Raw genomic sequence first — 26,969 nt, forward strand, 5'->3', positions numbered from 1 at the left:
CATCGGAAGGCCGCCGAAAATTGTTCGATCTTGCGCACGCGCCCACGCTTATCGTCGTGATCAATGCGGCGTTGATGGTCTTCTGCATCCTGTTCCTGGGCGGGCGGACCTTCTTCAACGGCAAGCCGTTCATGATGCTGACCTGCGCGGCGATGTTCTGGTGGCTTGTCAGCGCGGGCATGGAAATCCAGTCGGTGACGCTGGAATCCAAGGTGTTCTGGGCAATCGCCGCCTGGCCGGCCATCGCCACGGTGCCGGTGACGTGGTTCTTCTTCCTTTACAACTATGCCTTCCTGGTGCGCAGCGACCATGACCAGCGCGTCAAGGCGCTGATCCTGGTGGTGCTGGTCGGGGTGATGGCGATCACGTTGACGAACCCGTGGCACGGGGCGTTCTACGGGGACGACACGACCTTGCAGGAGGTCAACGGCCGGCTGTCGGCGAGTTTCGATCACGGGCCGCTCTTCTACGTGACCGCGCTGGTGCTGTACGTCTTCCTTGCCGCGGCGGTGGGGATCCTGGCCTATGCCTCGGTCCGGGCCAAGAAGATGTACCGGCCGTTCTTCCGCGCGCTGCTGATCGTGACGGTGGTGCCGGTGGCCGGCAACCTGGGCTACCTGCTCTACGACATCACGATATTCGGCTTCGACCCGACGCCGTTCCTGTTCTCGGCGGTGGTCACGCTGTTCGTGTGGCTGCTGATCGTCAGCCGGGTGCTGAACCTGGACAGTATCGGCAAGGAGGTGCTGTTCCTGTCGAACTCGGACGGGATCGTCGTGCTGGACACGGATGGCATCGTCTGGGGCGCGAACGAACCGGCGCGGGAATTGCTGGGGCAGGATCTGACGCGCGTGGGGGCGTCGCTGCGCGGGCTGGAGCCGATCTGGTCCTACGTGCAGGAGAACCTGCCGCGCGAGACCCCGCCCGAGCCGCGGATCATCCGGTTCCAGGACCGCGCGTTCGACACGCGGCTGGTGCCGATCTTCCGGCCGCTGCATATCGGGCGTGTGACGATGGGCTGGGTGCTGAGCCTGCGCGACACGACCGAGCTGCTTGACCTGTCGCGGCGGCTGGAGGCCGAGCGGGACCGGCTGCAATCGCTGATGGAGAACAGCGCCATCGGCATCTTCCTTGTCGATGAGCGCGGCGGCATCGTCTATGCCAACCCGGAGGCCGAGCTGATCACCGGGCGGCCCGTGTCGGAGATCACCGCGCGGAACGTCAGGGATGACGACTGGCAGGTCACGACGGTCGAGGGCGCGCCGCTGAAACGAGAGGCCCTGCCGGCGGCGGTGGTGCTGCGGACCGGCGAGAAGGTCATCGACATGCGCTTTGCGCTGGTCCGCCCCGATGGCGATCGGCGGGTGATATCGGTCAACGCGGTGCCCGTCATGGGGCCGGAAGGCCGGCAGGTGGTGTGCAGCGTCAGCGACGTGACCGCGCAGGAGGCGGCGGCGGATTTCCTGCGGCAGGCGCGCGACCGGGCGGAGGCGGCGAACGCGGCCAAGACGCAGTTCCTGTCGAACATGAGCCACGAGATCCGCACGCCGCTGAACGGGGTGCTGGGGATGGCCGAGCTTCTGGGGCACACCGACCTGAACGACGAGCAGCGGCGGCACCTTGCCGTGTTGCGGGAGTCGGGCGAGGGGCTGGTGGGCATCCTCGACGACATGCTGGACATGGCCAAGCTGGAAGGCGAGGCGGTGACGCTGGCGCGCGAGCCGTTCACGCCTGACGAGCTGGCCGGCCGGCTGGACGCGCAATTTGCCGAGAAGGCCGAGGACAAGGGGCTCGATTTCGAGCTGTATATCTCGGCCGGCGGCAGCACGGTCCTGACCGGCGATCCGAAGCGGATCCTGCAGATCGGCCAGCACCTGATCCGCAACGCGATCAAGTTCACCGACAAGGGCCGGGTGACGGTGACGATGACGCTGGGCCGCGACCGGGTGCTCGAACTGAGTGTCGAGGATACCGGCGCGGGCATGACCGGCGAGGAGCTGGAGCGGGTGTTCCAGCCCTTCACGCAGGCCGACGAGAGCCGCACGCGGCGGCACGGCGGCACCGGGATCGGGCTGGCCGTGGTGGCGCGGCTGGTCGAGTTGATGGACGGGCAGATCGAGACCGATACGGCGCCCGGAAAGGGTACGACCATCACCGTGAGGCTGCCGTTTCCGGAGGGCTGAGCGACCCGTGGCCGCCCGTCAGTGATCGCGGTCGCGCAGTCCCGCCACGGCTTGTGCGAGGGCCGGGCCGATCGTGTTGCGGAACTCGTCTGTTGTGACGTCGTCGTAGGTGGAGCCGCTGAAGAACACCACCGGGCTGCCGAACTCGTGCGGGCGGTAGGGGACGGCGATGCTGTTGATGTTGCGGGAATAATGCCGGTCGCGGGGGACGCGGACAAAGCCGGTCTCCTGCAGTTCCGTGACGGCCTTTGCCCTTGCCTCGCAGAGGGCTTCGTATGTCGCTTCCTGCCGGGCGGTGAGCATGGTCACGAGCTGGCCGAACTCGGCATCGGTGACGGCGGCGAGATAGGCCTTGCCGGTCGAGGAGGTGAGCATCGGCAGGCGGTAACCCACCTCGAGCCAGATCGAGGCCGAACCCACGGGCCGCCATGACTTCGTCAGCAGCATCCGCCCGCTGTCGTGGATGGCGATGCCGATGAGGGTGCCGGTGTCGTTGGCCAGCTCCTGGAGGTCCGGCCCGGCGGTTTCCACGAAGGAGAAGGAAGCCGCCGCGATGTTGCCGAGCGCGAGCGCGGCGGGGCCGAGCCGGTACTTGTCGTGCTTGCGGCCATGGGTGAGGTAGCCGAGCGCGCAGAGCGTGAAGGTCAGGCGCGAGACGGTGGGCCGGGGGATGCCGGTGCGTTCGGAGATGTCCTGGTTGCCGAGCCCCGCGTCGGTGGGCCGGAAGGCGCGCAGGATGCTGAGGCCGCGGGCGAGGGTGGTGGCGAAGCGGCGGTCGGAGGGGTCGGTCATGGGCTGGCCTCCGGCGGGATGGCGAGGGCGGCGGCGAAGCTGTCGATCAGCTTCGATTTGAGGATCTTGCCGGTGGCGGCGGCGGGCAGGTCGTGGGCCACGATGATGCGGGACGGGCGCTTGTAGGGGGCGAGGCGGGTTGCGGCGAAGGCCATCAGCTCGGGCTCGGTCACGGTGCTGTGCTCGCGGATGGCGACGAAGGCGAGGACTTCCTCGTTGCCCTCGACCGGGCGGCCCACGACGCCGGCCATGACCACGTCGGGGTGGTCGGTCAGGGTGGCCTCGATCTCGGGCGGGTAGACGTTGAAGCCGGAGCGTATGATCAGTTCCTTGCTGCGGCCGGAGATGTGGAGGCGGCCCTCGGCGTCGAAGCGGCCCAGGTCGCCGGTGCGAAAGAAGCCGTCTTCGGTGAAGGCCTGTGCGGTGAGGTCGGGGGCGCGGAAATAGCCGCTGGCGATCTGCGGGCCGCCTGCGAGGATTTCGCCGATCCCTTCGTCCGGCGTGGCGCCGGGGGCGGTCATGTCGAGCTTGACGAGGCAGTTCAGCATCGGGCGGCCGACGCTGATGTCGGGGTCGCCGATGGGGTTCTTCGTGGCGCAGATGCCGGCGGCGGTTTCGGTCAGGCCATAGCCGTTCTGCATGGCGGTGCCGTAGAACGCCTCGGCCTTGCGTTTCCAGGTCGGGTCGAGCGGGGCGCCGCCGGAGGAGACGTATTTGAGGCGGTTGCCGGAGGGGCGGGGGAGGTTGTTGGTTTCGGTGTAGTGGAACAAGTGAGCGTGCATCTGCGGTACGGTGGGCAGGACGGTGACATCCTGTTGCACCGCGTCATAGAGGCGTTCGGCCGAGAAGCGGGTTTCGAGCCGGCAGGCGCATTGGCGCGACGCCACGGCCATCAGGACGACGACGCCGAAGATATGGCTGGTGGGCAGGACGAGATAGACCACGTCATCGGCGGTCATGTCGCGCTGGTGGGCGGCGGCGTCGCCGGCGGCGATCATGTTGGCGTGGGTCATCATCGCCGCCTTGGGCGTGCCGGTGGTGCCGGAGGTGTAGAGCAGCATGGCGGTCTGCTGGGCCGGGTCGTCGGGCGTGGCGCCGGGGTGGGAGAGCAGGGCGGCGCGGCCGAAGCTGCCGGAGATGTCGCGCGCGCCGAGGGTGGCGGCGTGGCGCGCGGCGTCGGCGGAGGCGGCGGTGGTGAGGATGGTGACGCGCGGTTCGCAATGGCCGGTGATGCGGGCGATTTCCGGCTCGGTCTGGCGGGCGTTGGTGAGGACGGCGCTGGCGCCGATCAGGCTGGCGGCGAAGAGGAAGGCGGTGGCTTCGACCGAGTTTTCGGAGATGAGCAGGACGCGGTCGCCCGGGCCGGCGCCGGCGTCGTGGAGGTGGTCGGCGGCACAGGCCGCGTGTTCCGCGAGGTCGGCCCAGGTGACGTGGCGCGTGCCGTTCTCGAGGATGGCCAGCGCCTCGGGCCGGGCGCGGGCGGCGGCGAGGAGGAGATCATGCACCCGGCCCGTCATCGCGTCAGCCGCCCGAGAGGTGGATGAAGCGTTCGAGATGGTGGTCTCTGTCGCCGAAGAGGTGGTCGGCCATTATGAGGCGGCGGGCGTGGTGGGAGAGGGCGTATTCCTGGGTCATGCCGATGCCGCCATGCATCTGGATGGCTTCCTCTGCGACAAGCGCGGCGACGCGGCCGATCAGGTTCTTGGTGGCGCTGACATGGCGTTCGCGGATGTCGCGGGGGGCGTCGAGGTGGCCGGCGAGGTTGAGCACGGCGGAGCGGGCCTGTTCGATCTCGGTCAGCATATCGGCGAGGCGGTGTTGCAGGGCCTGGAAGGTGCCGATGGGGCGGCCGAATTGCTGGCGCTCCTGCAGGTAGGCGAGGGTGAGGTGCTTGGCGGCCTCCATGGCGCCGAGGGTTTCGGCGGAGAGGGCGAGGATGGCGTGGGCGGTGGCGGTTTCGAGGAGGGCGTGGCCCTGGCCGGGCGCGCCTATCGGCGTGGCGGCTTGGGTGTCGGTGAAGGTGACCTGGGCCGAGGCGGTGCCGTCGACATTGGTGATGGGCGTGATGGCGATGCCGGGGGCGTCGGTGGGAACGAGAAAGAGGGAGATGCCCTCGGGGGAGAACCGGTCGCCGGTCTCGCGGGCGGAGACGATGAGATGTGTCGCCTGTGCGCCGTAGAGGACGTTGGTTTTGGTGCCGTTGAGGGTGGGCTTGGCCGGAAGGGTGACGTCGGCGAGGTCGTAGCGGGCGTGGGGCTCGGTGTGGGCGAGGGTGACGATGCTGTCGCCGGCGATGATCTGCTGGGCGAGGTCGGGGTGGTCGGTGAGCAGCGGCGCGGCGAGGGCGGCGGGGAGGATGGGTTCGAGCGTACCGGCGCGGCCGAGGGTTTCGAAAACGATGGCGAGGTCTGGGCCTTTGCCGCCGAAGCCGCCCGCCTCTTCGGTGAAGAGCGCAGCGAGCACGCCAAGGTCTGCGAGGCCATTGAAGAGGTCGGCGTCGTAGGGGGCGCCGCTGTCGAGTGTCTTGCGGCGGCGCTCGTGGTCGAGGTTGTCGGCAAGGTAGCGCGAGAGGCTGTCCTGCAGCATGCGGCGTTCGTCGGAGAGGGTGAAATCCATCGTCAGCTCCCCAGCACGGATTTTGCGACGATGGTGCGCTGGATTTCGTTCGAGCCGCCGAAGATCGAGAGCTTGCGCATGTTGAAATAGGCCGGCGCCGCGCCGGGGGCCTGTTCGTGGCCCAAGGGTTCGGCATTGTCGCCGCCGTCGAGGAAATCGGGCTGGTGCGGCAGGGCGTGGGGGCCGAGCGCGCGGCGGAGGAGGGAGGTCAGCTCCTGCCGGATGACGGTGCCCTTGAGCTTGAGCATGGAGCTTTCCGGGCCGGGCGCGCGGCCTGCTTCGGCGGCGGCGAGGATGCGGAGGTTGGTGGTGGCCATGGCCATCAGGTCGATCTCGACCTGCGCGAGGCGGGCGGCGAAGAAGGGGTTTTGCGCCAGCGGCTTGCCGCCCGAGGTGACCTCGGAGGCGACGCGCTTGACGGTGGCGAGGGCCGCGTTGGAGAAGCCCACGCCCGCGATGTTGGTGCGCTCGTGGGTCAGCAGGTACTTGGCGTAGGTCCAGCCCTTGTTCTCTTCGCCGACGAGGTTCTCGGCCGGCACGCGCACGTCGTCGAAGAAGACCTCGTTCACCTCCGCCTGCCCGTCGATGAGGGTGATGGGGCGGAGGGTGACGCCGGGGGTGTCCATGTCGATCAGCAGGAAGGAGATGCCTTCCTGTTTCTTGGCGTCGGGGTCGGTGCGGACGAGGCAGAAGATCTTGTTGGCGTATTGGCCAAGGGTCGTCCACGTCTTCTGGCCGTTGACGATGTAGTGGTCGCCATCGCACACGGCGCGGGTCTTGAGCGATGCGAGGTCGGAGCCGGCGCCGGGTTCGGAATAGCCCTGGCACCACCAGTCTTCGCCGCTGAGGATGCGGGGGAGGTAGTGGTTCACCTGTGCGTCGGTGCCGAAGGCGAGGAGGACGGGTGCGAGCATGGTGATGCCGAAGGGCACGGTGCGCGGGGCGTGGGCGAGGCAGGCTTCTTCCTCGAATATGTGCTTTTGCACCGGGCTCCACCCTGCGCCGCCGTGCTCGGGCGGCCAGCCCGGGGCGAGCCAGCCCTTGTCGTTCAGGATGGCGTGCCAGCGCTGGAAGTCGTCCTTGCCCAACCGCTTGTTCAGGCGGACCTTTTCGGACAGGTCGTGCGGCAGGGCGGTGGCGAGGAACTCGCGCACCTCCTGCCGGAAATCCTGTTCGGCCTGCGTGAAGGCAAGGTCCATGGGATCAGTAGATCTCGAAAAGCCCGGCCGCGCCCATGCCGCCGCCGATGCACATGGTGACGACGCCGAGCCTGGCGCCGCGGCGCTTGCCTTCGATGAGCAGGTGGCCTGTCATGCGGGCGCCGGTCATGCCGAAGGGGTGGCCGATGGAGATGGAGCCGCCGTTGACGTTGCAGATCTCCGGGTCGATGCCGAGCCGGTCGCGGCAGTAGAGGGCCTGGCTGGCGAAGGCCTCGTTCAGTTCCCACAGGTCGATATCCTCGACCTTGAGGCCGTGGCGTTCGAGCAGGCGGGGAACGGCGAAGACCGGGCCGATGCCCATCTCGTCGGGCTCGCAGCCGGCGGTGACGAAGCCCTTGAGGGCGCCCATGGGTTCGAGCCCCTGTTTCTCGGCCAGCTCGGCATCCATCACGACGAGGGCAGAGGCGCCGTCGGAGAGCTGCGAGGCGTTGCCGGCGGTGACGTAGTGGCCCTCGCCCTGCACCGGTTGCAGCTTGGCGAGCCCCTCCAGCGTGGTGTTCGGGCGGTTGCAGTCGTCCATCCCGAAGGTGACTTCCTTGCGGGTGACCTCGCCGGTTTCCTTGTCCTTGAAGGCCTGGGTCACGGTGATCGGCACGATCTCGTCATCAAGCCGCCCGGCTTCCTGCGCGGCGGCGGTGCGCTTCTGGCTTTCCAGCGCCAGCTCGTCCTGTGCTTCGCGGCTGATGTTGTAGCGCCGGGCGACGATGTCGGCGGTCTGGATCATCGAGAGGTAGAGGTCGGGCTTGTGTTCCTCGATCCACTTCTCGCGGGCCTGCGGGGGTCGGGTCGGGGGCATCTGGCTGATGCTTTCGACCCCGCCGGCGATGGCCGCGGGGGCGCCGTTCTGGGTGATGGCGTTGGCGGCCATCGAGATGGCTTGAAGGCCGGACGAGCAGAAGCGGTTGACCGTGGCCGCCGCGACGGTGACGGGCAGGCCCGCGCGGATCACCGACTGGCGCGCGATGTTGGCGCCAGTCCAGCCTTCGGGGTAGCCGCAGCCGATGAAGGCGTCCTCGATGAGCGCGGGGTCGAGTTTGGCGCGTTTCACGGCGTGCTCGATGGCGTGGCCGGCCATGGTGGCGCCGTGGGTTTCATTGAAGGCGCCGCGATAGGACTTGGCGAGCCCGGTGCGAGCGGTCGATACGATAACGGCCTGTTTCATATTGGGTTTCTCCTTCTCAGCCGTTCAGGCTGGCAAAATTCCGGTCGCTCTTGACAAGCTCTTTCAGCAGGGGGGCGGGTTGCCAGAGGTAATCGTCCTCCTGCTTGAGAATGCCGATATCGTTGAGGATCTTGGGCAGACCGACGGTGTCGGCATAATGCATCGGGCCGCCGCGCCAGCGCGGGAAGCCGTAGCCGTTGAGCAGGACCACATCGACATCCGAGGGGCGCTGGGCGATGCCGTCGCCCACCACGCGGGCGGCCTCGTTGACCATGGCGGCCATGTAGCGGTCGACGATCTCCTGATCCGAGATGGTGCGCGGGGTGATGCCCTTCTCGGCGCGTTCGGCGGCGATGATCTCCTCGACCTCGGGGTTCGGCTCGGGCTTTTCGCCCTCGGCGTAGATGTAGAAGCCCTTGCCGGTTTTGCGGCCGAAATGGCCCTGTTCGCAGAGCTTGTCGGCGAAGGCGGCATATGTTTCGCGGGGGTCGCGGGTGTCGGCGAGGCGCTTGCGGTTGGCCCAGCCGATATCGAGCCCGGCGAGGTCGCTGACGGCGAAGGGGCCCATGGCGAGGCCGAACTTGGTGAGCGCGCGGTCGACGTCGAAGGGGCTGGCGCCGGCGAGGACGGTGGCGAACATGGCCTTCTGGTAGTGCGACAGGATGCGGTTGCCGATGAAGCCGTCGCAGACGCCGGCGCGCACGGCGATCTTCTTCATCCGCTTGCCGAGCGCGAAGCCGGTGGCGGTGATCGCCGGGTCGGTCTTGTCGGCGACGACCACCTCGAGCAGCTTCATCACGTGGGCGGGCGAGAAGAAGTGCAGGCCCAGCACGTCGGCGGGGCGCCTGGTGGCGGCGGCGATCTCGTTGATGTCGAGATAGGAGGTGTTGGTGGCCAGGACGGCGCCGGGCTTGCAGACGGCGTCGAGCTTGCCGAAGACCTCGCGCTTGACCTCCATGCTTTCGAACACGGCCTCGATCACCAGGTCGCGGTCGGCGAAATCGGCATAGTCGGTGGTGGTGCGGAAGGCGTTCGCGAGGATGGCATCGTGCTTGTCCTGCGCGAGCTTGCCGCGTTTCACGGCGCCGGCGAGGTTCTTCTCGACCGTGGCGCGGGCCTTGTTCGCCGCGTCGTCGTCGCGCTCGGCCAGGGTCACGTCGATTCCGGCCAACAGGGCGGAGGTGGCGATGCCCGCGCCCATGGTGCCGCCGCCGACCACGCCGATCCCGTCGGTCGGGCGGGGGTCGGTGCCTTCGATCTCCTTGACCTTGGCGACGGAGCGCTCGGCGAAGAAGGCGTGGATGAGGGCCGCGCGCTGGTCGGAATTGAGGAGGTCGGTGAAGAGGTCGCGCTCGTTCCTGAGACCCTCGTCGAAGGGCATGGTGGTGGCGCCCTCGACGGCTTTCAGCGCCGTGACCGGGGCCTTGATGCCGCGGGCGGATTTCTTGACCTTGGCGCGGAGGGCGTCGAAATCGACGGCGTCGGCGTCTTTTGCCGGGTTGTCGGAGGTGCGGCGGGGGCCGGCGCCCTCGGCGAGGAGGTCCTTGGCATAGGCGAGGCCGGCGGCGCGGGGGTCGTCGCCCTCGTCAAGCCGGTCGATCAGGCCGAGGTCATGGGCTTCCTTCGCGCCGATCATGCCGGCGGAGGTGATCATCTCGGCGGCCTTCGCCACGGGGATCAGGCGGGGCAGCCGTTGCGTGCCGCCGGCGCCGGGGAGGATGCCGAGATTGACCTCGGGCAGGCCCATCTTGGCGGAGGTAAGCGCCACGCGGTAATGCCCGCCCATCGCCACCTCGAGCCCGCCGCCGAGGGCGGTGCCGTGGATGGCGACGATGACCGGCTTGGTCGAGGCCTCGATCTGGTTGACGAGGTCGGGCAGGCCGGGTTCCTGCGGGGGTTTGCCGAATTCCTTGATATCGGCGCCGGCGATGAAGGTGCGCCCGGCGCAGCAGATGAGGATGGCCTCGACGGCCGGGTCGGCCTCGGCCTCCTTCACCTTGTCCTGCAGCCCCAGCCGGACGGCGTGCGAGGCCGCGTTGACCGGCGGGTTGTTGACTTCGACGATGGCGATATTCGCGTCGCGCGTGATGGTTACGGGGGTGTCCACCGTGCCTCTCCCATTCGAATCCTGTTGACGTGGTCTTAACGTACTCGGTGCCGAATTTCAAAATATGAAAATGAATTTCGCATAGTGGAATTTAAGAGTGCGCCGCCGGCCTGGCAATGATGACACTGAGAAAGACGTTTTCAAGTCTCTCGCCGCGCTGTCATAGTGGCCGGCAAAACATGGCCAACAGCGCGGGAGGCAGTTGGATGTCGGAAAAATACGAGGCCGGGATGGCGGTGCGGCGCCGGGTTCTGGGCGCGGCGCATGTCGACCGGGCTGAGGCGGCGAAGACCCCGCTGGACGTGCCGTTCCAGGAGATGATCACCGAGGGCGCCTGGGGCACCGTCTGGGCCAGCGACGCGATCAGCCTGCGGGAGCGGTCGATGCTGACGCTGGCGCTGTTGGCGGCGACGGGGAACTTCGAGGAAATCCCGATGCATATCCGCGCCACCGCCCGCACCGGGGCCAGCCCGCGCGACGTGGCGGAGGCGTTTCAGCACGTGGCGGTCTATGCGGGCGTGCCGAAGGCGAACCACGCGCTGAAGATCGCCAAGAGCGTATTTGCCGAGATGGAGGCGGAGGAGAGCCGATGACCAAGCCAGCCGAGTATTACCAGCGCGACCGGGAATGGCATCCGCCGGCGCTGGCACGGGATTACAAGACCTCCGTTGCGCGCTCTCCGAACTATGCGTTGATCAGTCTTGAACAATCGGCGAGCGAGATCACCGGGCCTGTGTTCGGGCATGAGGACATCGACCTGGGCGACAACGACCTGCTGACCAATTATGCGCAGGCGGGCGAAAGCCCGATCGGCGAGCGGATCATCGTTCACGGTCGGGTTCTGGACGAGAACGCGCGGCCGGTGCCGGACACGCTGGTCGAGATATGGCAGGCCAATGCGGGGGGCCGGTATCGGCACAAGAAGGACATGTACCTTGCGCCGATCGACCCGAATTTCGGGGGGTGCGGGCGGACGCTGAGCGACGAGAACGGGTATTATTTCTTTCGGACGGTGAAGCCGGGGGCGTATCCTTGGCGGAACTGGGTGAACAACTGGCGGCCGGCGCATATTCACATCTCGGTCTTCGGGAGTTCGTTCTCGCAAAGGCTGATCACGCAGATGTATTTCGAGGGAGACCCGCTGATCGCGAAATGCCCGATCGTGCAGACCATCCCCGACCCGGCGGCAGTGGAACAGTTGATCGCGCCGCTCGACCTGAATGCGACGATCCCGCTCGACACCATTGCCTACAAGTTCGACATCGTGCTGCGCGGGCGGCGGTCGACGCTGTTCGAAAACCGTCCGGAGGGGAACTGATGCCGCAAAAGCTTGAATACCTTAAGGAAACCGCGTCGCAGACGGCGGGGCCGTACGTGCATATCGGGTTGGCCCCGGGGGCGGCGGGGTTCGATATCTACGAGCGCGAGCTGGGCTGGGACATCGCCGGGCCCAATGCCGGGGGCGAGAGGATCCGGGTGGAGGGGGTCGTGATCGACGGCACCGGGAGCCCGGTGAAGGATGTGCTGCTGGAGGCCTGGCAGGCGAATGCGGAGGGTGTTTATGCGCATCCCGAGCATGATGGCGAGGTCGAGGAGGGGTTTCGCGGTTGGGGCCGGGTAATCACGGATTTCGAGACCGGCGAGTGGGGGTTCGACACCGTCAAGCCGGGGCCGGTGATGGGCCGGAACGGCAAGATGATGGCGCCGCATATCAACCTTTGGATCGTGGCGCGGGGCATAAATGTCGGTTTGAATACAAGGCTTTACTTCTCGGACGAGGCGGAGGCCAACGCCGCGGACCCGGTGATGGGGCTGATCGAGTGGGAGGTGCGGCGGCAGACCCTCGTGGCCGAGCGGGCGGAGCGGGACGGCAAGGTCGTCTATCGCTTCGATATCCGATTGCAGGGCGAGGGGGAGACGGTTTTCTTCGACATTTGAGCGGGTCGGGAAGGCCGGGGTCGGCCCGATTTCCAACGTCGGTATAACGTCGGTATTTTGTCGGTATTGCGTCGGTGCGCGGGACCGGCCCGGGGCCCCGGCCTTGTGGCCGGGGCGGGGTCGCGTGCGGGGTCGTGTCAGATGTCGAACTTGACGCCCTGCGCCAGCGGCAGCTCTGACGAGTAGTTCACCGTCGAGGTCTGGCGGCGCATGTAGCCTTTCCATGCGTCCGAGCCGCTTTCGCGGCCGCCGCCGGTTTCCTTCTCGCCGCCGAACGCGCCGCCGATCTCGGCGCCGGAGGGGCCGATATTGACGTTGGCGATGCCGCAGTCGGAGCCGACCGCGGACAGGAAGGTTTCCGCCTCGCGCACGTTCAGGGTGAAGATGCAGGAGGAGAGGCCCTGCGGCACGTCGTTCTGCAGCTCGATGGCTTCTTCGAGGGTCTCGTAGCCCATGACGTAGAGGATCGGGGCGAAGGTTTCGGTCTGCACCGTTTCTGTCTGGCGGGGCATTTCGACCAGCGCGGGGGAGACGTAGACGCCGCCATCGACGCCCTTGGCATCGCCTCCGCCATGGACGGTGCCGCCTTCGGATTTGGCGGCCTCGAGCGCGGCGGTCATCGCCTTGCGGGCAGTCTCGTCGATCAGGGGGCCGACGAGGGTGCCCTCGGTGCGCGGATCGCCGATGGTGAGCGAGGCGTAGGCCTGTTTCAGCTTCTCGGTCAGCTCCTCGCGGATCGAGTGGTGGACGATCAGGCGGCGGAGCGAGGTGCAGCGCTGGCCGGCGGTGCCGACGGCGGAGAAGACGATGGCGCGCACCGCCATGTCGAGATCGGCGGAGGGGGCGACGATCATGGCGTTGTTGCCGCCGAGCTCCATGATCGGGCGGCCGAAGCGGGCCTGGACCTTGGGACCGACGATGGCGCCCATGCGGGTGGAGCCGGTGGCCGAGAGGACGGGCACGTCGCGGCTGTTGACCAGCGCCTCGCCGATGTCGGCGCCGCCGATGACGACCTGGAGGAGGTCGGCCGGGGCGTCGGACCCGAAGCGGGCCAGTGCGCGGTCGAAGATGCGTTGGGTGACCAGCGCGGTCAGCGGCGTTTTCTCCGACGGTTTCCAGATCACCGGGTCACCGCAGACCAGCGCGAGGGCCGCGTTCCACGCCCACGGTGCGACGGGGAAGTTGAACGCGGTGATGACGCCGCAGGGGCCCATCGGGTGCCAGGTTTCCGACATGCGGTGGCCGGGGCGCTCAGACGCGATGGTGAGGCCGTAGAGCTGGCGCGAGAGGCCGACGGCGAAATCGCAGATGTCGATCATCTCCTGCACTTCGCCTAGGCCCTCGGAGGTGATCTTGCCGGCCTCGAGCGTGACGATGGCGCCGAGTTCTTCCTTGGCGTTGCGAAGCTCTTCGCCGAGGAGGCGGACAAGCTCGCCGCGTTGGGGGGCGGGCACGGTGCGCCATTGCTTGAACGCTTTCTGGGCGCGGTCGATCACCTCGGGCATCTTGTCGGCGGGGGTTTCGTGGATTTTCGCCACCTCGGCACCGTCGATGGGGGAGCGGACGGCAAGGGTGCCGCCAGTGAGGTCCTTCTCGGTGAGGCCGGCTGCGGTGAGGGCGTCTTGATGGTTCATTTGGCGTCTCCTTTCGTGACCCACGCGCGCTGGTCGGCATGGCCCATGCCGGCCAGAAGGGGCGTGGCGTTCTGGTGTTTCGTGAAGTCCTGTTTGCTGCCGATCCCGCGCCAGTTGGCGAGGACCAGCGATTGCGCCACCGCCCCGCCCAATGTGGTGCCGGGGCCGGTGACGATGAAGAGGTCGGGGGCGAATTCGCGGGCCGCGACGGTGATGGCGCGGGTGAAATCGTAGGGTTCGGTGACCTGGTGGCCGAGCGTGTAGTCGTGGAGTGCGGCGGTGTCGGTGGCGCCGGGCCACCAGATGGCGCCGCGGCCGTCGATGAGCGGCAGGTTTGGCTGGGTGAAGAGGGTTTGCGGCAGGGCGGCGCGGCCCTTTTCGGCGACGGGGCGTTGCAGGTGGGTGTGGAAGGCGGCGTGGCCCTTGAGGCGCATCGGGAAGCGGTCGTCGATCTTGGGGACGGCCTGTTCGAAGGCCTTGAGGCCGTTGGTGTCGCCGGCGAGGACGAGCATGCCGCCCAAGTCGATGGAGAGGGCGAGTGTGTGGTCGTCGCGGGTGTTGATGTCGGCGACCAGCTGGAGAAGTTCGGATTTGCGGGCGGGGTCGGGACGCCAGTCGTCGCCGAGGAAGGGATAGACGAGCTGGCCGCCGATGAGCGCCTCGTGCATGAGTGTGCCCATGGTGTTGGCGATCCGGAAGCCGTTCTCGGGCGTGGTGGCGCCGCCGCAGGCGAGCGCCGAGTACCAGCCCATCGAGTTGCCGGTGACGGCGACGGGGCGGATTTCCTCGGCGTTGAGGGAGAGGAAGTCGCCCAGCGTGGCGGCGTAGATCAGGCCGGCGGCGTTGTCGCCGCGGGAGAATTCGGACGGCGAGAAGCGGGGGGCGCCGTCGAGGGCGGTCAGCGGTTTCTGGTCTGCGTCTTCGCGGAAGGCGTCGAATTCGGCGAGGAGGCCGGCGTCGGGGAAGTGGCGGGAGAGGTAGCCGAGCTCGGGTTTGTTGTAGGTGCCGCGGCCGGGGCAGATGATGACGGCTGTTTTCATTTCTTGGCCCTCACCAGTTGGGTGGCGGCTTCGACGATGCTGTCGGCCGAGGGCATGGTGGCGGCGTAGGCGGGGCCGGTGGCGATGAAGCTGTCCTCGGCCGTCAGGCGGGCGTGGGGGAGGTTGGTGCGCTCGGAGATCAGGGCCATCAGCGCCTCGGCGATGCCGCCGGTGCGGCGGGTCTCATCGACGATGAGGACGCGCTCGGCGCCCTTGATGGCGTCGAGCAGGGCCTCTTCGGGCAGGGGCGAGAGCCAGCGGAGGTCGATGGTGCGGGTGGTGATGCCGTCGGCCTCGAGGCGTTTGGCGGCCTGGCGAGAGAGATAGTGGCCGTTGGCGAAGCTGACGATGGAGAGGTCGGTGCCGTCGCCGTGTTTGCCGACGGAGCCCAAGGGAATGGTTTCGCCACGCTCGGGGTAGGTGGCCATCCAGCCGCCGTCTTTCTCGTCATGCAGGTCGCGCATGGGGTAGAGGGCGATGGGTTCGAGGAAGACGACGACGCGCTGTTCCTCGCGCGCGAGGCGGACGCATTCACGGAGCATTTTCGCAGCGTCGGCGCCGTTCGAGGGGCAGGCGAGGATGACGCCGGGGATGTCGCGGATCACGGCGACGGAGTTGTCGTTGTGGAAATGCCCGCCGAAGCCCTTCTGGTAGCCCAAACCGGCGATGCGGATCACCATGGGGTTGGTGAACTGGCCGTTGGAGAAGAAGGGGAGGGTGGCGGCCTCGCCCCGGATCTGGTCCTCGGCGTTGTGGAGGTAGGCGAGGAACTGGATTTCCGGGATCGGGGTGAAGCCGTTCTGGGCCATGCCGATGGCGAGGCCGAGGATGGATTGCTCGTCGAGCAGGCTGTCGATCACGCGGTCGGGGCCGAAGCGGGTGATGAGTTTCTGGGTGACGCCGTAGACGCCGCCCTTGCGGCCCACATCCTCGCCCATCATGACGATTTCGCCGTGTTCGAGCATCAGGTCGGTGAGCGCCCAGTTGATGAGGCGCGACATGATCTGGGGCTCGGATTGCGCCTTGAGGTCGGGGCCGAGGGCGGCCTCTCGCGTGGCGGCGTCGGGGCCGTTGGTGGGTTTGCAGGGGCGCGCCGGGGGGATGAGGCTGGCCATGACGTCGGAGGCGGTTTTGAGGCGGGGGCGGGTGATGGCCTCCTCCGCCACGCGTTCGACGCGGGTGCAGGTGTCGTTGTAGATGTCGAGCGCCTGTTGCGGCTCCAGCGCGCCGGATTGGGAGAGCAGGCGGACGGAGTGGAGGAGGGGGTCGTTGGCCTCCTCGGCCTCGACCTCGGCCTTGGGCATGTAGGTGGTGGGCATGTCGGCGCCGGCGTGGCCGTAGAGGCGCACGGTGCGGACATGGAGGAAGGCGGGCTTGCGGCGGGTGCGGACGTAGTGGGCGGCTTCCTGGGCCGCGCGGTAGGTGTCGAAGATGTCGAGACCGTCGCAGGAGAAGTATTTCAGGCCCGGGCGGTGGGCGAAGCCTGCGGCGATCCAGCCCTTGGGTGTTTTGACCGAGATGCCGATGCCGTTGTCTTCGCAGACGAAGAGGAGGGGCAGGGGGATTGACTGGTAGGAGGTCCAGCCTGCCGTGTTGAAGGCGCCCTGGGCGGTGGAGTGGTTGGCCGATGCGTCGCCGAAGGAGCAGATGGCGATGGCGTCCTCGGCATATTGGCGGTGTTCGGGCGGGCGGCGTTTGGCCAGCCCGATGGCATAGGCGGCACCCACGGCCTTGGGCAGGTGGCTGGCGATGGTGGAGGTTTGCGGGGGGATGTTGAGGGCCTTGGAGCCCAGCACCTTGTGGCGGCCGCCGGAGATCGGGTCTTCGGCGGAGCAGGCGAAGGAAAGGAGCATGTCCCACGTGGTGGTCTGGCCGGGCACCTGTGCGCTGCGGGCGATCTGGAAGGCGGCGTCGCGGTAGTGGAGGAAGGCCGGGTCGGTGGGGCGCGTGGCGGCGGCGACGGCGGCCATGCCTTCGTGGCCGGAAGAGCCGATGGTGTAGTAGCCCTGGCCCGCCTTCTGCATGGCGCGGCTGTGGCGGTCGAGCGCGCGGGAGAGGCATTGCGAGCGGAAGAGGGAGACGGCTTCGGCGTTGCTCAGCCCGTCGGCCGGTGGGGCGCCTGCGGGGAGGTCGCCCGCCGCCACGCGGCGCAGGAAGTTGTCATGTACGATCTGGGCTCTGTCCATCGGGGGCGCCTCGTTCTGTCGTTAGCCGGTGTGGCCAGCGAAGGCCGGGGCGGGGGTGGAGGTCAACCGGTCGATGGCGGTTTTCATGCGGGTGAGCGCCTCGCGGATCTGGGATTCGGCGTAGGCGAAGGAGAGGCGGACGTGGCCGGGCATGCCGAAGGCGCGGCCGGGGACGAGGGCGACGCCGGTTTCCTCGAGCAGCCATTGGCAGAGGGCGGCGTCGTTGTCGAACCGGCCTTCGATCAGGGCGGAGCAGTCGGGGAAGGCGTAGAAGGCGCCGTCGGGGGCCGGGCAGGCGAGGCCGGGGATGGCGTTGAGGCCGTCGATGGTGGCGTCGCGGCGGGCGAGGAAGGTGGCGCGGCGATCTTCGAGGAGTTGCCGGTCGGATTGCAGGGCGGCGAGCGCCGCGGCCTGCGAGACGGAGGGAGCGCCTGAGGTTGTCTGGCCCTGCACGGAGATCGTGTCGCGGATCAGCTCGGCCGGGCCGATGCCCCAGCCGATGCGCCAGCCGGTCATGGACCAGGCTTTCGAGACGCCGTTGACGATGAGGGTGCGGTCGCGGAGGTGCGGCGCGGCCTCGGTGAAGCTGGTGAAGGGGGTGTAGCTGAGATGCTCGTAGATCTCGTCGGCGACGACCCAGACATGGGGGTGGGCGGCGAGGATGTCTGCGAGTTGTGCGTATTCCGCGGCCGAGTAGATGGCGCCGGAGGGGTTGGAGGGCGAGTTCAGCATCAGCCAGCGGGTTTGCGGCGTGATGGCGTCGGAGAGTTGTTCGGGCGTCAGCTTGAAGCCCTGCGAGAGGGGGCAGGGCAGGACGACCGGCGTACCGCCCGCCATGCGCACCATGTCGGCATAGCTGGTCCAGAAGGGGGCGGGCATGATGACCTCGTCGCCGGGGTTCAGCGTGGCGAGCATGGCGTTGGCCAGCACCTGCTTGGCGCCGGTGGAGATGATGACGTTGGCGGGCTCGGCGCCGGCCTGGCGGGCCACTTCGGCGCGCAGCTCGGGCGTGCCGGCGGTGGGGGTGTAGCGGGTCTGGCCGGCGAGGGCGGCCTGGTGGGCGGCCTCGATCACCTCGGGCGGGGTGGGGAAATCGGGCTCGCCGGTGCTCAGCGCGATGACATCGCGGCCCTCGGCGCGCATCTGGCGGGCGCGTTCGGAGATCTGGACGATTTCCGACAGGGCGATGCCCGACAGGCGGTCGGCCGGGTGGTGGGCGGCGGAACTGTTCGCTTTCGTCATGGTGGAGTGGGGCCCTGTGTGACGCGTTTGCGCGCAATTTGGGTGGAAACTTGGGAAAGGAAAAGCGAAACTAGCTGACATAACCTGGAGAAAAACTCACAATGCTGACGCCGCGCCGCTTTCTGCCTTCGATCAGTTCGCTTCTGGCGTTGGAGGCGGTGGACCGGCTGGGGAGTGCCAGCGCGGCGGCGGAGGAATTGTCACTCACGCACAGCGCGGTGAGCCGGCAGTTGAAGGTGCTGGAGGGGCAGTTGGGCACCACGCTGGTGCAGCGGCGGGGGACGCGGCTGCACCTGACGCCGGCGGCGGAGGATTATTGCCGGAAGGTGCGGAAATACCTGCGGGACCTGGCGCATGCGTCGCTGGAGCTGAAGGCGAACCCGACGGGGGGCGGGCTGAACCTGGCGATCCTGCCGGCCTTCGGGATGCACTGGTTGGCGCCACGGCTGCAGGATTTCGCACGGGCGCATCCGGAGGTGACGGTGAACCTGTCGACGCGGCTGGCGCCGTTCGATTTCGGGCAGGAGAGTTTCGATGCGGCGATCCATTTCGGGGCAAGGGACTGGCAGGATGTGGAGTACCTGCCGATCCGGGAGGAACGGGTGGTGCCGGTATGCTCGCCCCGGCTGGCGCCGGAGCCGTTGGGGTCTGCGGAGGATTTGCTGGAATTGCCGTTGCTGCAGCTCGAGACGCGGCCGGGGGCGTGGGAGCAGTGGTTTGCGGCGCATGGCGTCGAGGTGGGCAGCGTGACGGGGATGCTGGTGGACCAGTTCGCGACGATGACGCAGGCGGCGGTGCACGAGATGGGGGTGGCGCTGTTGCCCGATTACCTGGCGCAGGTGGAGCTGGAGCGGCAGACCTTGGTGGTACCTTATGGCGAGGCGAGCCTTGTGGAGGGGCGGTATTACCTTGTCTGGCCGTCGGAGGCGGCGGTGCGGCCGCCGCTGGAGAAATTTACCGGGTGGTTGCGGGGGATCTTGTGACGGCCCGGAGGCGAGCAGCGCCTTGGCGCGGCGCCGGGCAGTCGGTGCGCCCACCCGCGGTCGGGCGATGCCCGGCGCCATGGCTGCTCAGGTGAAGGGCAGCGGCTTGGTCAGGTGGGTGAGGGCCGCGCCGGTTTCGTAATAGGCCTGCCGGATCGAGGTGAAGCGCTCGGCATGGCCGGTGGTGACCGGCAGGGGCAGGTGCGAGGGGTCGTCGGTCAGGAGCGCCTTGGCGGCGGCGGTGCCGAAGACGGTGCCCGGGGCGATGCCGCGGCCGGAATAGCCGAAGACTGCCAGCGCGTTGGGCCCGAAGGAGACGATCTTGGGGATGTGGTCGCTGGTCATGGCGATGCGGCCGCTCCAGGCGTGTTCGAAGGGCTGGTCGGCGAGGTCGGGGTAGACCTCGCGCAGCTTGCGGCGGGCCCAGGCGGCGTGGATCGGGCTGGCAGGGCCGGTGGCGTCGCCGATGCCGCCGACGATCATGCGGCCGGCCTTGTCCATCCGGAAGGAGGACATGACCAGCGCGGTATCCCAGCAGCCCTCGCCGCCCGGCAGGATGGTCTTGCGCAGGCTGTCGGGCAGGGGGGCGGTGGCGAACTGGCTGAAGCAGACGGGCACGAAGCCAGGGGCGGCGGCGCCCTTGACGTCGCGGTGATAGGCGTTGGTGGCGAGCAGCAGGTGCCGGGCGCGGAGGCGGTGGCCGGCGGCCTCGATCACCCAGGTGTCGCTGTCGCGGCTGAGGCGGGTGACGGGGGTGTTCTCGTGGATATGGGCCCCGGCGGCGATGGCGGCGCGGGCAAGGCCGCGGCAATAGGCGAGCGGCTGGATTGTGCCGGCGCGGGGGTCCCAGAGGGCGCCGTGGAACCTGGACGAGCCGGTGCGGCGGGCGGTTTCCGCGGCGTCGAGAAGCTGGATCGGGGCGCCGAGGCGGTTGCCCTGCCGGAAGCGGTCGCGCAGGTCGTCGAGGCCGGAGGGGGCGTGGGCGAGATGCAGGGTGCCGGCGCGGGTGGCCTCGCAGTCGATGCCCTCGCGCTCGATGATGTCGAAGACCGTCGAGGGGCCCTCGGCCAGCGCGGTCATCAGGCGCATGCCGTCGGTTTCGCCGATATGGGCGACGATCTCGTCCGGGGGGAGCCAGAGCCCGGCATTGACCAGCCCGACATTCCGGCCCGAGCCGCCGTGGCCCACGGTATCGGCCTCGAAGACCGAGACCGCGGCGCCGCGGCGGGCGGCGTCGAGCGCGGCCGCGCAGCCGGTGAAGCCGCCGCCGATCACGGCGAGGTCGGCCTCGGCTTCGGCGTCGAACCTCGTGGAGGGCACGGGGTCGGCCACGGTCGCCCGCCACAGGCTGCGGTTGGTCTCGGAGGTCACGGGGTGTCGCCCTTTCGCATGTTCGCGTTCCCCGGTTCTAGTGGCCATTCGGCACCGGCTGCAAGGGCCGTCCTGCAGGCGGGGCCGGGCCGGGAGGCGCGGGCCGGTGGCGATATCGGGGCGGGCAGGTGACGCGGGGGAAGGGAATCGGGCAAAAGAATGTGGCGACATTTGGGCTGAAATGCACAATCTGGCCAAATTTGGGCCTTTATCCCCGCCGGCGAGAACACCACCTTGGCGTGAAACACGTGCATTATCGTCGGGTTGGGTGCCTTGGTTAATGCAAAAATGGTTTATTTACAATGATGTATCTCCAATGATAGAACAGATAGAAACAATTTGTTTCCATTTAGAAAGTTTAAGATTGTCCGCTTTCCGTTAGGTTCAATTGTGTCAAGTTCAAGGCGAAATTCCGCCTTAATTGGGGACCGCTGCCCAAGTTGATAGGTTTGACCGGCCGGATCGTCCGCGGCCGGGGTGGTGGTTTTGTGTGCCTGGATACGGGGCCTTGCGGGCTGTTTTCCTCCGCTCGGTATCGTCTCCGTTCGAGTGTGTTTGAGTAATCAGTGGGGGTGTCTCGTGGCTGCCGACCTTTACCTTCATTCTGCGCCTGCGCGCGTTTCCGCGCCTGCCGTGCTCCAGGGGCTGGATGCGGCGCGGGGAGCCGCGTCCGCTCCGGCGCAGACGATCGACCTGCCGCGGCGCGGGCGGGTCTACCGCCGGGCCGGCAAGCGGGCCCTCGATATCCTGCTGGTGCTGGCGTTTCTGCCGGTCTACCTGCCGCTGATCGCGGTCGCGGCGGTCCTGTTGTTCCTCGAGGGGGGCAACCCGTTCTATCGCCAGCCGCGGCTGGGCCTGAACGGCGAGCGGTTCTCGATCCTGAAGCTGCGCACGATGGTGCGCGACGCGGACAAGAAGCTGAACGACCTGCTGGCGAAGGATCCCGAGCTGAAGCGTGAATGGGACGTGTCGCAGAAGCTGAAGAAAGACCCGCGGATCACCCGCGTGGGCGCGCTGCTGCGGATGACGTCGATGGACGAGCTGCCGCAACTGTGGAACGTGCTGAAGGGCGAGATGAGCCTTGTCGGCCCGCGCCCGATGATGCCGGACCAGCTGCCGCTCTATGGTGACCCGCAGCATTACTTCGCGGTGCGGCCGGGAATCACCGGCTACTGGCAGGTCGATCGCCGCAACGAAAGCTCTTTCGCCGACCGGGCGCATTACGACGCGGCCTATGACGCCGAGATGTCGCTGCCGAAGGATGCCTGGGTTCTGTTGCAGACGATCGGCGTGGTCCTGAGGCGGACCGGCCATTGAGTTGACAAAAAGCGGTGGGGGCGTGCCCGAGGGGTCGGGCCGCAGAGATTGGATGGAAGATGTTCGAGAGGTACGAGGTGTCGTTCGACTGGGCGAAAACAAGTGGCCCGACAGACGATCAGGACACCGGTTTCGGCCGCGCGCCCGAACCGGGCTTGCCGTTTGACCGCAAGCTGAAGCATTCTTTGCTTGGTGCCGAGGCCGCAGGGCCCGGTGCCGGGCCAGCCGCCGCACAGGGCCAGGGCGCAACCGCCACGGCCCTTGTTGCCGTGGCGGCGCAGGATGTCGAGGATGACGACGAACCGATGACCGAGACCGGAACGGACCTTCTAGAGCTTGGCTCGTGGCAGATCCTGAAGCCCGCATGGCGCGGGCATCAGAATGCCGCGCAGAAGCTGCGGAGCCGGTCGGACAGCGTCAAGAAGGCGACGGATTCCCTGCGCACCCAGCTTTTGCAGACGATGAAGTCGCACGGGATCGGCCGGGTCGCCGTGACCGCGCCGACCTCGGGGTGCGGCACGACCTATACCGCGCTGAACCTCGCGCTCAGCATGGCGGCTATCCCGGACGTGACGACGGTGCTGCTGGACCTCAACCAGCGCAAGCCCGGCCTGGGCGAGGCGCTGGGCCACCAGCCGGTGCAGAGCATGCCCGCGCTGCTGAGCGGCGAGGTGCCGTATTACGACTACCTGGAGCGCTATGGCGAGAACCTGGCCGTCGGGCTGAATTCCGACGTGCCGCCGAACCCTTCGGAGCTGTTGCAGAGCCAGAGCACGGCCGACGTGCTGGACGAGATCACCGGTGGGCTGACGCCCGACGTGATCCTTTGTGACATGCCGCCGCTGCTTGAGTATGACGACGTGATGGCCTTCCTGCCGCAGGTCGACGGCGTGCTTCTGGTGGTCGATGGCACCAGGACGGTGGCCGAGGATATCGCCCAGTGCCAGAAGATGCTGAACGACCGGGTGCCGTTGCTGGGCGTGGTGCTGAACCGGGGGCGGCTGCCGCGCAAGAAGGCGCGGCGGCGGTGATGCGGGCCGGCGCGGTTCGTGTCGGTCGTGTTTGGTAAAAAGTGTCTTGGTGACAGGTTAGGACGTATCCCATGAGCCTTTCGGACTGGATTGAAGAACTTCGCGACATGGCGCGGCGCCGCTTCTGGCTGATCGCGCGGCTGACGGTTCTTGGTTGCGTGGCCGCGCTTCTCTACGCGCTGTCGCAGACGCATGAATACACCTCGCAGGCGGTGTTGCAGGTCGAGGATGCCAAGGTGGCCGGCGCGCTGGCGCGGCCGACCGTCTCGGGGGCGGATGCACGGCAGTTGCAGATCGTCGAGCAGCGCGTGATGTCGCATGACGCTGTTCTCGATATCGCCGCCGCCGTGGGCGTGCTGGACGAGCTGGCCGGGTTGCCGGACAGCGAGAAGGTGTCGGTGCTGCGCCGGTCGCTGAGCGTGTCGGGCGTGGCCGCGGCGCGGACGGGCGAGACGGGCGACGGGGCAATCTCGCTGGTGCGGGTGACGGCGACATGGGGCGATCGCGAGACCGCGCAGGCGCTGGCCCGGGAAGTGACCCGGCGGACGGTGGCCCTGAGCCAGAACAAGCGGCTGGAGCGGGCGGAGGAGACGCTGTCTTTCTTCACCCTGCGGCAGAGCCGGCTCGAGGCCGAGGTGGCCGACCTGGAAGAGAGGCTGGCCAATTTCCGGCGGCAGAACGGGATGCCCGAGGAGGGCGCGCGCGCCTCGCAGGAACGCGAGATCGAGGCGCTGCGGGCCGAGATCCTGTCGGTCGAGCGGCAGATGATCGTGCTGGAACGCCAGTTGGAGCGCGAGGCCGGCGGCGGCAACCTGACCCGACTGGAAGAGCGGGAGCGGGACGAGAACATCGCCCGGCTCAACGACCTGACCGAACAGCGCGATTACCTGAACGAGAGCCTGGCCGCCGTGTCGGCCGCCAGCGAAATCGACCCGGCCCTGCAGGCGCAGCTGACCAGGCTGACCCGCAACCTCGAGACGATGAAGGAAGAGCTGGCCAGCGTGAGCGAAAGCCGCAAGGCCGCCGAGATCGGGTTCCAGTTGGAATCCGAGGGCCAGTCGGAGCATCTGAGCGTGTTGGAGCCGGCCTCGTGGCCGGATTACCCGTCGACCCCGTCGCGGACGAAATTCGCCGTGCTGGGCGCGTTCGGGAGCCTGTTGGTGGCGTTCGGCATCGCGCTGTTGCTGGACCTGATGAACCCGGTCATTCGCAGCGCCGCGGTGATGGAGCGCGACCTTGGCTTTGCGCCGGTGGCGGTCATTCCGGAGGCGCCGCGCAGCAAGCGGCGGACGGCCCTGATGCGGGCGTTCCGGGGGCGCCGGCGGGCGGTCTGAAGCCTCAGCCCGTGACCGGCGTCGAGGAGATGCCCAGCAGTGCGTCCCAGTGAAGCCAGATGGCGCCGGCCGCCAGCAGGCCGGCTAGGGCGAAGCTGACGATGTCGTGCAGCGGATCCCATGCATTGTGGCGCAGGCCGAGGGCGATCAGCATCGGATGCGCCAGCAGCATGGCGACGCCGAAGGAGGCGACGCCGCCCACCAGCCCGAACCAGTGCAGCCCGAGGATCAGCAGCACGATCTGCAGGGTCGAGCGGATGCCGGTCAGGAAGAACACGCGCCGCGAGTCGCCCGCCGCCAGCGCCGCCTGATCATAGCTCATGCCGATGATCTTGGGCAGGAAGCCGCAGGCCATGATGACGATGATCGGCCCGGCCTCGATATAGCGGTCGTCGTAGAGAAAATCGACGAGCGGCGGGCCGACATAGGCCATCAGCAGCAGAAGCGCGGAGATCCCGCCGGTGAGCAGGAAGCGCATCCGCTGGAGCTTGCGGCGGTTCTCCTCGGATTCGGCGGGGGGCCGGTTGCGGTAGATGGGGATCAGCAGGTCCTGTGCCACCGACTGCCCCAGCGCCATGGGAAAGCTGGCGAGGAAGAAGCCGATATTGTAGATGCCCAGCATCTCGAGGCTGAGGAGTTTGCCGAGGACCGCCTTGTCGCCCTGGGTGCTGACGAAGGCGAAGGCGGTGCCGAGGAAGATCCACTTGCCGAAGCTGACCAGCTCGGTCAGGGCCGGTTTCTCGATCTGGAAGCGGTCGCGGCGGCCGGGCAGGCCGTACCACATGACGACAAGCTTGATGAGGTTGGTCAGAACGCTGCCCACCACCAGGGCGAAGACCGAGCGGGTCCAGAGCGCGAGCAGCACCATGAGGGTCAGGCCGAGAAGCTGGCTGGCGAGGTCGAGCATGGTGGCCCGGCCCATCTGGAGGTGGCGGCGGGCGAGTTCCATCCGGGTGGGGAAGAACCCCGTGAGGACGAGCGAGAGCCCGGCGACGGGGAGGTAGAGGGCCAGTTCCTCGTAGCCGTAGAGCTCGGCGAAGGGGTAGGCCAGCGCCAGCGTGACGAGCCAGAGGGTGACGCCGCGGATGAGCTGGAGCGACCAGGCGGTGTTGAGGAATTCCGGGTCGTCGCCGCGCGGGCTGCGGGCGAGGGCCGGGCCGATGCCCATGTCGGAGAACATCATCAGCCCGACGGTGACCATGGTCACCAGTGCCATGATCCCGAACGCCTCAGGGAAGAGGATGCGGGTCAGGATCAGGTTGGAGCCGAGGCGGATGGCCTGGGCCCCGCCATAACCCACCATCACCCAGGACGTGCTGCGGAGGATCCGGCCGGTCAGGGTTTCGCCCTGGAATGCATGGAGGATGCGTTTCATGTTCGGGGGTGACCGGATGCCTTTTCATGCCTGTCACCACGCTAGGCCCAGCCGGTAGCGTGGTCAATTGCACACGGATGCGGCGGCGTCGCCTATGTCCTTGAGGTCGCGCCTTTTCTTGGGGTCGTGGCGGTTGTAGCGTGAGGTTTAAATGCTCGAGGTTCGGTACCGCCCGTGAAGATTGCCTATATCCTGAACACCTATCCCCAGCCGTCGCAGAGCTTCATCCGGCGCGAGCTGAAGGGGCTGGAGCGGCTGGGCCTGTCGGTGGAGCGGATCGCGATGCGGCGGGGGGACGTGCCGCTGAAGGATCCGCAGGACCGGGCGGAGCAGGGGCGGACGCAATACGTGCTGGAGGCGGGGAAGGGCGCGCTGCTGATGTCGCTTCTGGCCGCGATGCTGGGGCGGCCAGGGGCGTTATTCGCGGCGCTGAAGGGGGCGCTGGAGCTGGGCCGGGTGTCGCCCGCGGGGCGGTTGCGGCATCTGGTTTACCTCGTGGAGGCGTGCCATGTGCTGAGGCTGGTGGAGGGGGTGGAGCACATGCACGCGCATTTCGGCACCAACGCCGCCGCCGTCGCGATGCTGGTCAGGCTGCTGGGCGGGCCGGGCTACAGCTTCACCGTGCACGGGCCGGAGGAGTTCGACGCGGTGCATTCCCTGTCGCTGGCGCGGAAGATGGAGCGGGCGGCGTTTACCGTGGCCGTCAGCTCCTATGGCCGGAGCCAGCTGTGCCGGTGGCTGCCGCATGAGGCGTGGGACCGGGTGAAGGTGGTGCATTGCGGGATCGACCCGGAGGCGTTTCCGGAGCCGGGGCCGATGCCGGAAGGAGCCTTGCGGCTGGTGAATATCGGGCGGCTGTCGGAGCAGAAGGGGCAGTTGATCCTGATGCCGGTGATGGGCCGGGTGGCCGGGGCGGATGTGCACCTGACGCTGATCGGGGATGGCGAGCTGCGCGGGGCGCTGGAGGCGGAGATTTCGGCGCGCGGGCTTGGGGGGCAGGTGACGCTGGCCGGGTGGCAGACCGAGGAGGAGGTGCGGGATGCGCTGGCGGGGTGTCATGCGCTGGTGCTGCCGAGCTTCGCCGAGGGGCTGCCGATGGTGATCATGGAGGCGATGGCGGCGGGGCGGCCGGTGATTGCCACTTACGTGGCGGGTATTCCGGAGCTGGTGCAGCCGGGCGTGACCGGCTGGCTGGTGCCGGCAGGGGATGACGCGGCGCTGGCCGAGGCGGTGGAGGCGCTGGCGGCGATGCCGGCGGAGGCGCGGGCCGAGGTGGGGCGTGCCGGGCGGGCGAGGGTCCTGGAGCGGCATGACATGTATCGCGAGGCGGAGAAGCTGGCGGGGTATTTCCGGGCGGCGGTGGATCAAACATGACGGTGAGGAGCCGGGCAGGGCCCGACCGCGGGTGAGCGCGCCAACGCCTGTGTTAGTTGATTTA

General features: G+C 68.0%; 21 protein-coding genes. 9 read left to right on the forward strand and 12 right to left on the reverse strand.

What is annotated here, in order from left to right; all coding sequences use genetic code 11:
- The first annotated feature begins 20 nt into the window (after positions 1-20).
- Positions 21-2,183: a histidine kinase N-terminal 7TM domain-containing protein gene (locus ACO07J_RS21025; protein ID WP_422032609.1), complete on the forward strand. Its 2,163-nt coding sequence runs from the start codon at positions 21-23 to the stop codon at positions 2,181-2,183.
- Between the two features lie 18 nt (positions 2,184-2,201).
- On the opposite strand, the gene ACO07J_RS21030 is transcribed toward ACO07J_RS21025, so the two are convergent.
- The 6 genes from ACO07J_RS21030 to ACO07J_RS21055 are packed head-to-tail and all read right to left on the reverse strand — an operon-like array spanning position 2,202 to position 10,080.
- Positions 2,202-2,975 carry an IclR family transcriptional regulator gene (locus ACO07J_RS21030; protein WP_422032611.1) on the reverse strand — a complete coding sequence of 258 codons (774 nt, stop codon included), beginning with the start codon at positions 2,973-2,975 and terminating at the stop codon, positions 2,202-2,204.
- Positions 2,972-4,480, reverse strand: coding sequence for a class I adenylate-forming enzyme family protein (locus ACO07J_RS21035; protein WP_422032613.1), 1,509 nt, complete (start codon positions 4,478-4,480; stop codon positions 2,972-2,974). Before ACO07J_RS21035 ends, ACO07J_RS21030 begins: the two co-directional genes overlap by 4 nt.
- Before the next feature lie 16 nt (positions 4,481-4,496).
- Complete coding sequence (locus ACO07J_RS21040) at positions 4,497-5,591, reverse strand: acyl-CoA dehydrogenase family protein (RefSeq protein WP_422032615.1); 1,095 nt, start codon at positions 5,589-5,591, stop codon at positions 4,497-4,499.
- Between the two features lie 2 nt (positions 5,592-5,593).
- Complete coding sequence (locus ACO07J_RS21045) at positions 5,594-6,790, reverse strand: acyl-CoA dehydrogenase family protein (protein ID WP_422032617.1); 1,197 nt, start codon at positions 6,788-6,790, stop codon at positions 5,594-5,596.
- Between the two features lie 4 nt (positions 6,791-6,794).
- Positions 6,795-7,973 (reverse strand): acetyl-CoA C-acyltransferase, encoded by a 1,179-nt coding sequence (locus ACO07J_RS21050; protein WP_422032619.1) that lies wholly within the window; start codon positions 7,971-7,973, stop codon positions 6,795-6,797.
- A 16-nt stretch (positions 7,974-7,989) separates the two neighbouring features.
- On the reverse strand, positions 7,990-10,080 hold the full coding sequence (locus ACO07J_RS21055; RefSeq protein ID WP_422032621.1) for a 3-hydroxyacyl-CoA dehydrogenase NAD-binding domain-containing protein: 2,091 nt from the start codon (positions 10,078-10,080) through the stop codon (positions 7,990-7,992).
- A 206-nt stretch (positions 10,081-10,286) separates the two neighbouring features.
- On the opposite strand from ACO07J_RS21055, the gene pcaC reads away from it, so the two are divergent.
- The 3 genes from pcaC to pcaG are packed head-to-tail and all read left to right on the forward strand — an operon-like array spanning position 10,287 to position 12,018.
- Positions 10,287-10,673 carry a 4-carboxymuconolactone decarboxylase gene (pcaC, locus tag ACO07J_RS21060; protein WP_422032623.1) on the forward strand — a complete coding sequence of 129 codons (387 nt, stop codon included), beginning with the start codon at positions 10,287-10,289 and terminating at the stop codon, positions 10,671-10,673.
- Entirely contained in the window at positions 10,670-11,398 is a 729-nt protein-coding gene (gene pcaH / locus ACO07J_RS21065; RefSeq protein WP_422032625.1) for a protocatechuate 3,4-dioxygenase subunit beta, read from the forward strand. The genes pcaC and pcaH overlap by 4 nt, the downstream gene beginning before the upstream one ends.
- Complete coding sequence (gene pcaG, locus ACO07J_RS21070) at positions 11,398-12,018, forward strand: protocatechuate 3,4-dioxygenase subunit alpha (protein WP_422032627.1); 621 nt, start codon at positions 11,398-11,400, stop codon at positions 12,016-12,018. Before pcaH ends, pcaG begins: the two co-directional genes overlap by 1 nt.
- Before the next feature lie 137 nt (positions 12,019-12,155).
- On the opposite strand, the gene ACO07J_RS21075 is transcribed toward pcaG, so the two are convergent.
- From ACO07J_RS21075 to ACO07J_RS21090, 4 genes are read right to left on the reverse strand one after another with little or no spacing between them, the layout of a single operon-like run.
- Positions 12,156-13,652 carry an aldehyde dehydrogenase family protein gene (locus tag ACO07J_RS21075; protein ID WP_422032629.1) on the reverse strand — a complete coding sequence of 499 codons (1,497 nt, stop codon included), beginning with the start codon at positions 13,650-13,652 and terminating at the stop codon, positions 12,156-12,158.
- A complete protein-coding gene (locus ACO07J_RS21080) occupies positions 13,649-14,692 on the reverse strand; it encodes an ACP S-malonyltransferase (protein ID WP_422032631.1) in 1,044 nt (347 codons plus the stop codon). The genes ACO07J_RS21075 and ACO07J_RS21080 overlap by 4 nt, the downstream gene beginning before the upstream one ends.
- Positions 14,689-16,878 carry a dehydrogenase E1 component subunit alpha/beta gene (locus tag ACO07J_RS21085; protein WP_422032633.1) on the reverse strand — a complete coding sequence of 730 codons (2,190 nt, stop codon included), beginning with the start codon at positions 16,876-16,878 and terminating at the stop codon, positions 14,689-14,691. Before ACO07J_RS21085 ends, ACO07J_RS21080 begins: the two co-directional genes overlap by 4 nt.
- A 21-nt stretch (positions 16,879-16,899) precedes the next feature.
- Positions 16,900-18,120 carry a pyridoxal phosphate-dependent aminotransferase gene (locus tag ACO07J_RS21090; protein WP_422032635.1) on the reverse strand — a complete coding sequence of 407 codons (1,221 nt, stop codon included), beginning with the start codon at positions 18,118-18,120 and terminating at the stop codon, positions 16,900-16,902.
- Between the two features lie 101 nt (positions 18,121-18,221).
- Between ACO07J_RS21090 and ACO07J_RS21095 the strand changes: the two genes are divergently transcribed.
- Positions 18,222-19,103: a LysR family transcriptional regulator gene (locus tag ACO07J_RS21095; protein ID WP_422032637.1), complete on the forward strand. Its 882-nt coding sequence runs from the start codon at positions 18,222-18,224 to the stop codon at positions 19,101-19,103.
- 87 nt (positions 19,104-19,190) lie between these two features.
- Here the strand turns inward: ACO07J_RS21095 and ACO07J_RS21100 are convergent, their stop codons facing one another.
- Positions 19,191-20,474, reverse strand: coding sequence for an NAD(P)/FAD-dependent oxidoreductase (locus ACO07J_RS21100; RefSeq protein ID WP_422032639.1), 1,284 nt, complete (start codon positions 20,472-20,474; stop codon positions 19,191-19,193).
- 633 nt (positions 20,475-21,107) lie between these two features.
- Here ACO07J_RS21100 and ACO07J_RS21105 point away from each other — a divergent pair.
- The 3 genes from ACO07J_RS21105 (at position 21,108) to ACO07J_RS21115 (ending at position 24,156) form a co-directional block, all read left to right on the forward strand.
- On the forward strand, positions 21,108-21,791 hold the full coding sequence (locus ACO07J_RS21105; protein ID WP_422032641.1) for a sugar transferase: 684 nt from the start codon (positions 21,108-21,110) through the stop codon (positions 21,789-21,791).
- 59 nt (positions 21,792-21,850) lie between these two features.
- Entirely contained in the window at positions 21,851-22,822 is a 972-nt protein-coding gene (locus ACO07J_RS21110; RefSeq protein ID WP_422032643.1) for a CpsD/CapB family tyrosine-protein kinase, read from the forward strand.
- A gap of 71 nt (positions 22,823-22,893) precedes the next feature.
- Entirely contained in the window at positions 22,894-24,156 is a 1,263-nt protein-coding gene (locus ACO07J_RS21115; protein ID WP_422032645.1) for a GumC family protein, read from the forward strand.
- Between the two features lie 4 nt (positions 24,157-24,160).
- On the opposite strand, the gene ACO07J_RS21120 is transcribed toward ACO07J_RS21115, so the two are convergent.
- On the reverse strand, positions 24,161-25,531 hold the full coding sequence (locus ACO07J_RS21120; protein ID WP_422032647.1) for an oligosaccharide flippase family protein: 1,371 nt from the start codon (positions 25,529-25,531) through the stop codon (positions 24,161-24,163).
- Positions 25,532-25,705: 174 nt separating this feature from the next.
- On the opposite strand from ACO07J_RS21120, the gene ACO07J_RS21125 reads away from it, so the two are divergent.
- Entirely contained in the window at positions 25,706-26,905 is a 1,200-nt protein-coding gene (locus ACO07J_RS21125) for a glycosyltransferase (protein ID WP_422032649.1), read from the forward strand.
- The last annotated feature ends 64 nt before the right edge of the window (positions 26,906-26,969 follow it).

It is taken from the genome of Roseovarius sp. (assembly GCF_965228755.1).
Lineage (GTDB): Bacteria > Pseudomonadota > Alphaproteobacteria > Rhodobacterales > Rhodobacteraceae > Roseovarius.

Bases quoted from the DNA above. Each gene is read 5' to 3' on its own strand.
- ACO07J_RS21115 (WP_422032645.1), top strand. From the start codon at position 22,894: ATGAGCCTTTCGGACTGGATTGAAGAACTTCGCGACATGGCGCGGCGC.
- ACO07J_RS21050 (WP_422032619.1), bottom strand. From the start codon at position 7,973: ATGAAACAGGCCGTTATCGTATCGACCGCTCGCACCGGGCTCGCCAAG.
- ACO07J_RS21030 (WP_422032611.1), bottom strand. From the start codon at position 2,975: ATGACCGACCCCTCCGACCGCCGCTTCGCCACCACCCTCGCCCGCGGC.
- pcaH (WP_422032625.1), top strand. From the start codon at position 10,670: ATGACCAAGCCAGCCGAGTATTACCAGCGCGACCGGGAATGGCATCCG.
- pcaC (WP_422032623.1), top strand. From the start codon at position 10,287: ATGTCGGAAAAATACGAGGCCGGGATGGCGGTGCGGCGCCGGGTTCTG.
- ACO07J_RS21040 (WP_422032615.1), bottom strand. From the start codon at position 5,591: ATGGATTTCACCCTCTCCGACGAACGCCGCATGCTGCAGGACAGCCTC.
- ACO07J_RS21095 (WP_422032637.1), top strand. From the start codon at position 18,222: ATGCTGACGCCGCGCCGCTTTCTGCCTTCGATCAGTTCGCTTCTGGCG.
- pcaG (WP_422032627.1), top strand. From the start codon at position 11,398: ATGCCGCAAAAGCTTGAATACCTTAAGGAAACCGCGTCGCAGACGGCG.
- ACO07J_RS21045 (WP_422032617.1), bottom strand. From the start codon at position 6,790: ATGGACCTTGCCTTCACGCAGGCCGAACAGGATTTCCGGCAGGAGGTG.
- ACO07J_RS21110 (WP_422032643.1), top strand. From the start codon at position 21,851: ATGTTCGAGAGGTACGAGGTGTCGTTCGACTGGGCGAAAACAAGTGGC.
- ACO07J_RS21085 (WP_422032633.1), bottom strand. From the start codon at position 16,878: ATGGACAGAGCCCAGATCGTACATGACAACTTCCTGCGCCGCGTGGCG.
- ACO07J_RS21120 (WP_422032647.1), bottom strand. From the start codon at position 25,531: ATGAAACGCATCCTCCATGCATTCCAGGGCGAAACCCTGACCGGCCGG.
- ACO07J_RS21075 (WP_422032629.1), bottom strand. From the start codon at position 13,652: ATGAACCATCAAGACGCCCTCACCGCAGCCGGCCTCACCGAGAAGGAC.
- ACO07J_RS21080 (WP_422032631.1), bottom strand. From the start codon at position 14,692: ATGAAAACAGCCGTCATCATCTGCCCCGGCCGCGGCACCTACAACAAA.
- ACO07J_RS21090 (WP_422032635.1), bottom strand. From the start codon at position 18,120: ATGACGAAAGCGAACAGTTCCGCCGCCCACCACCCGGCCGACCGCCTG.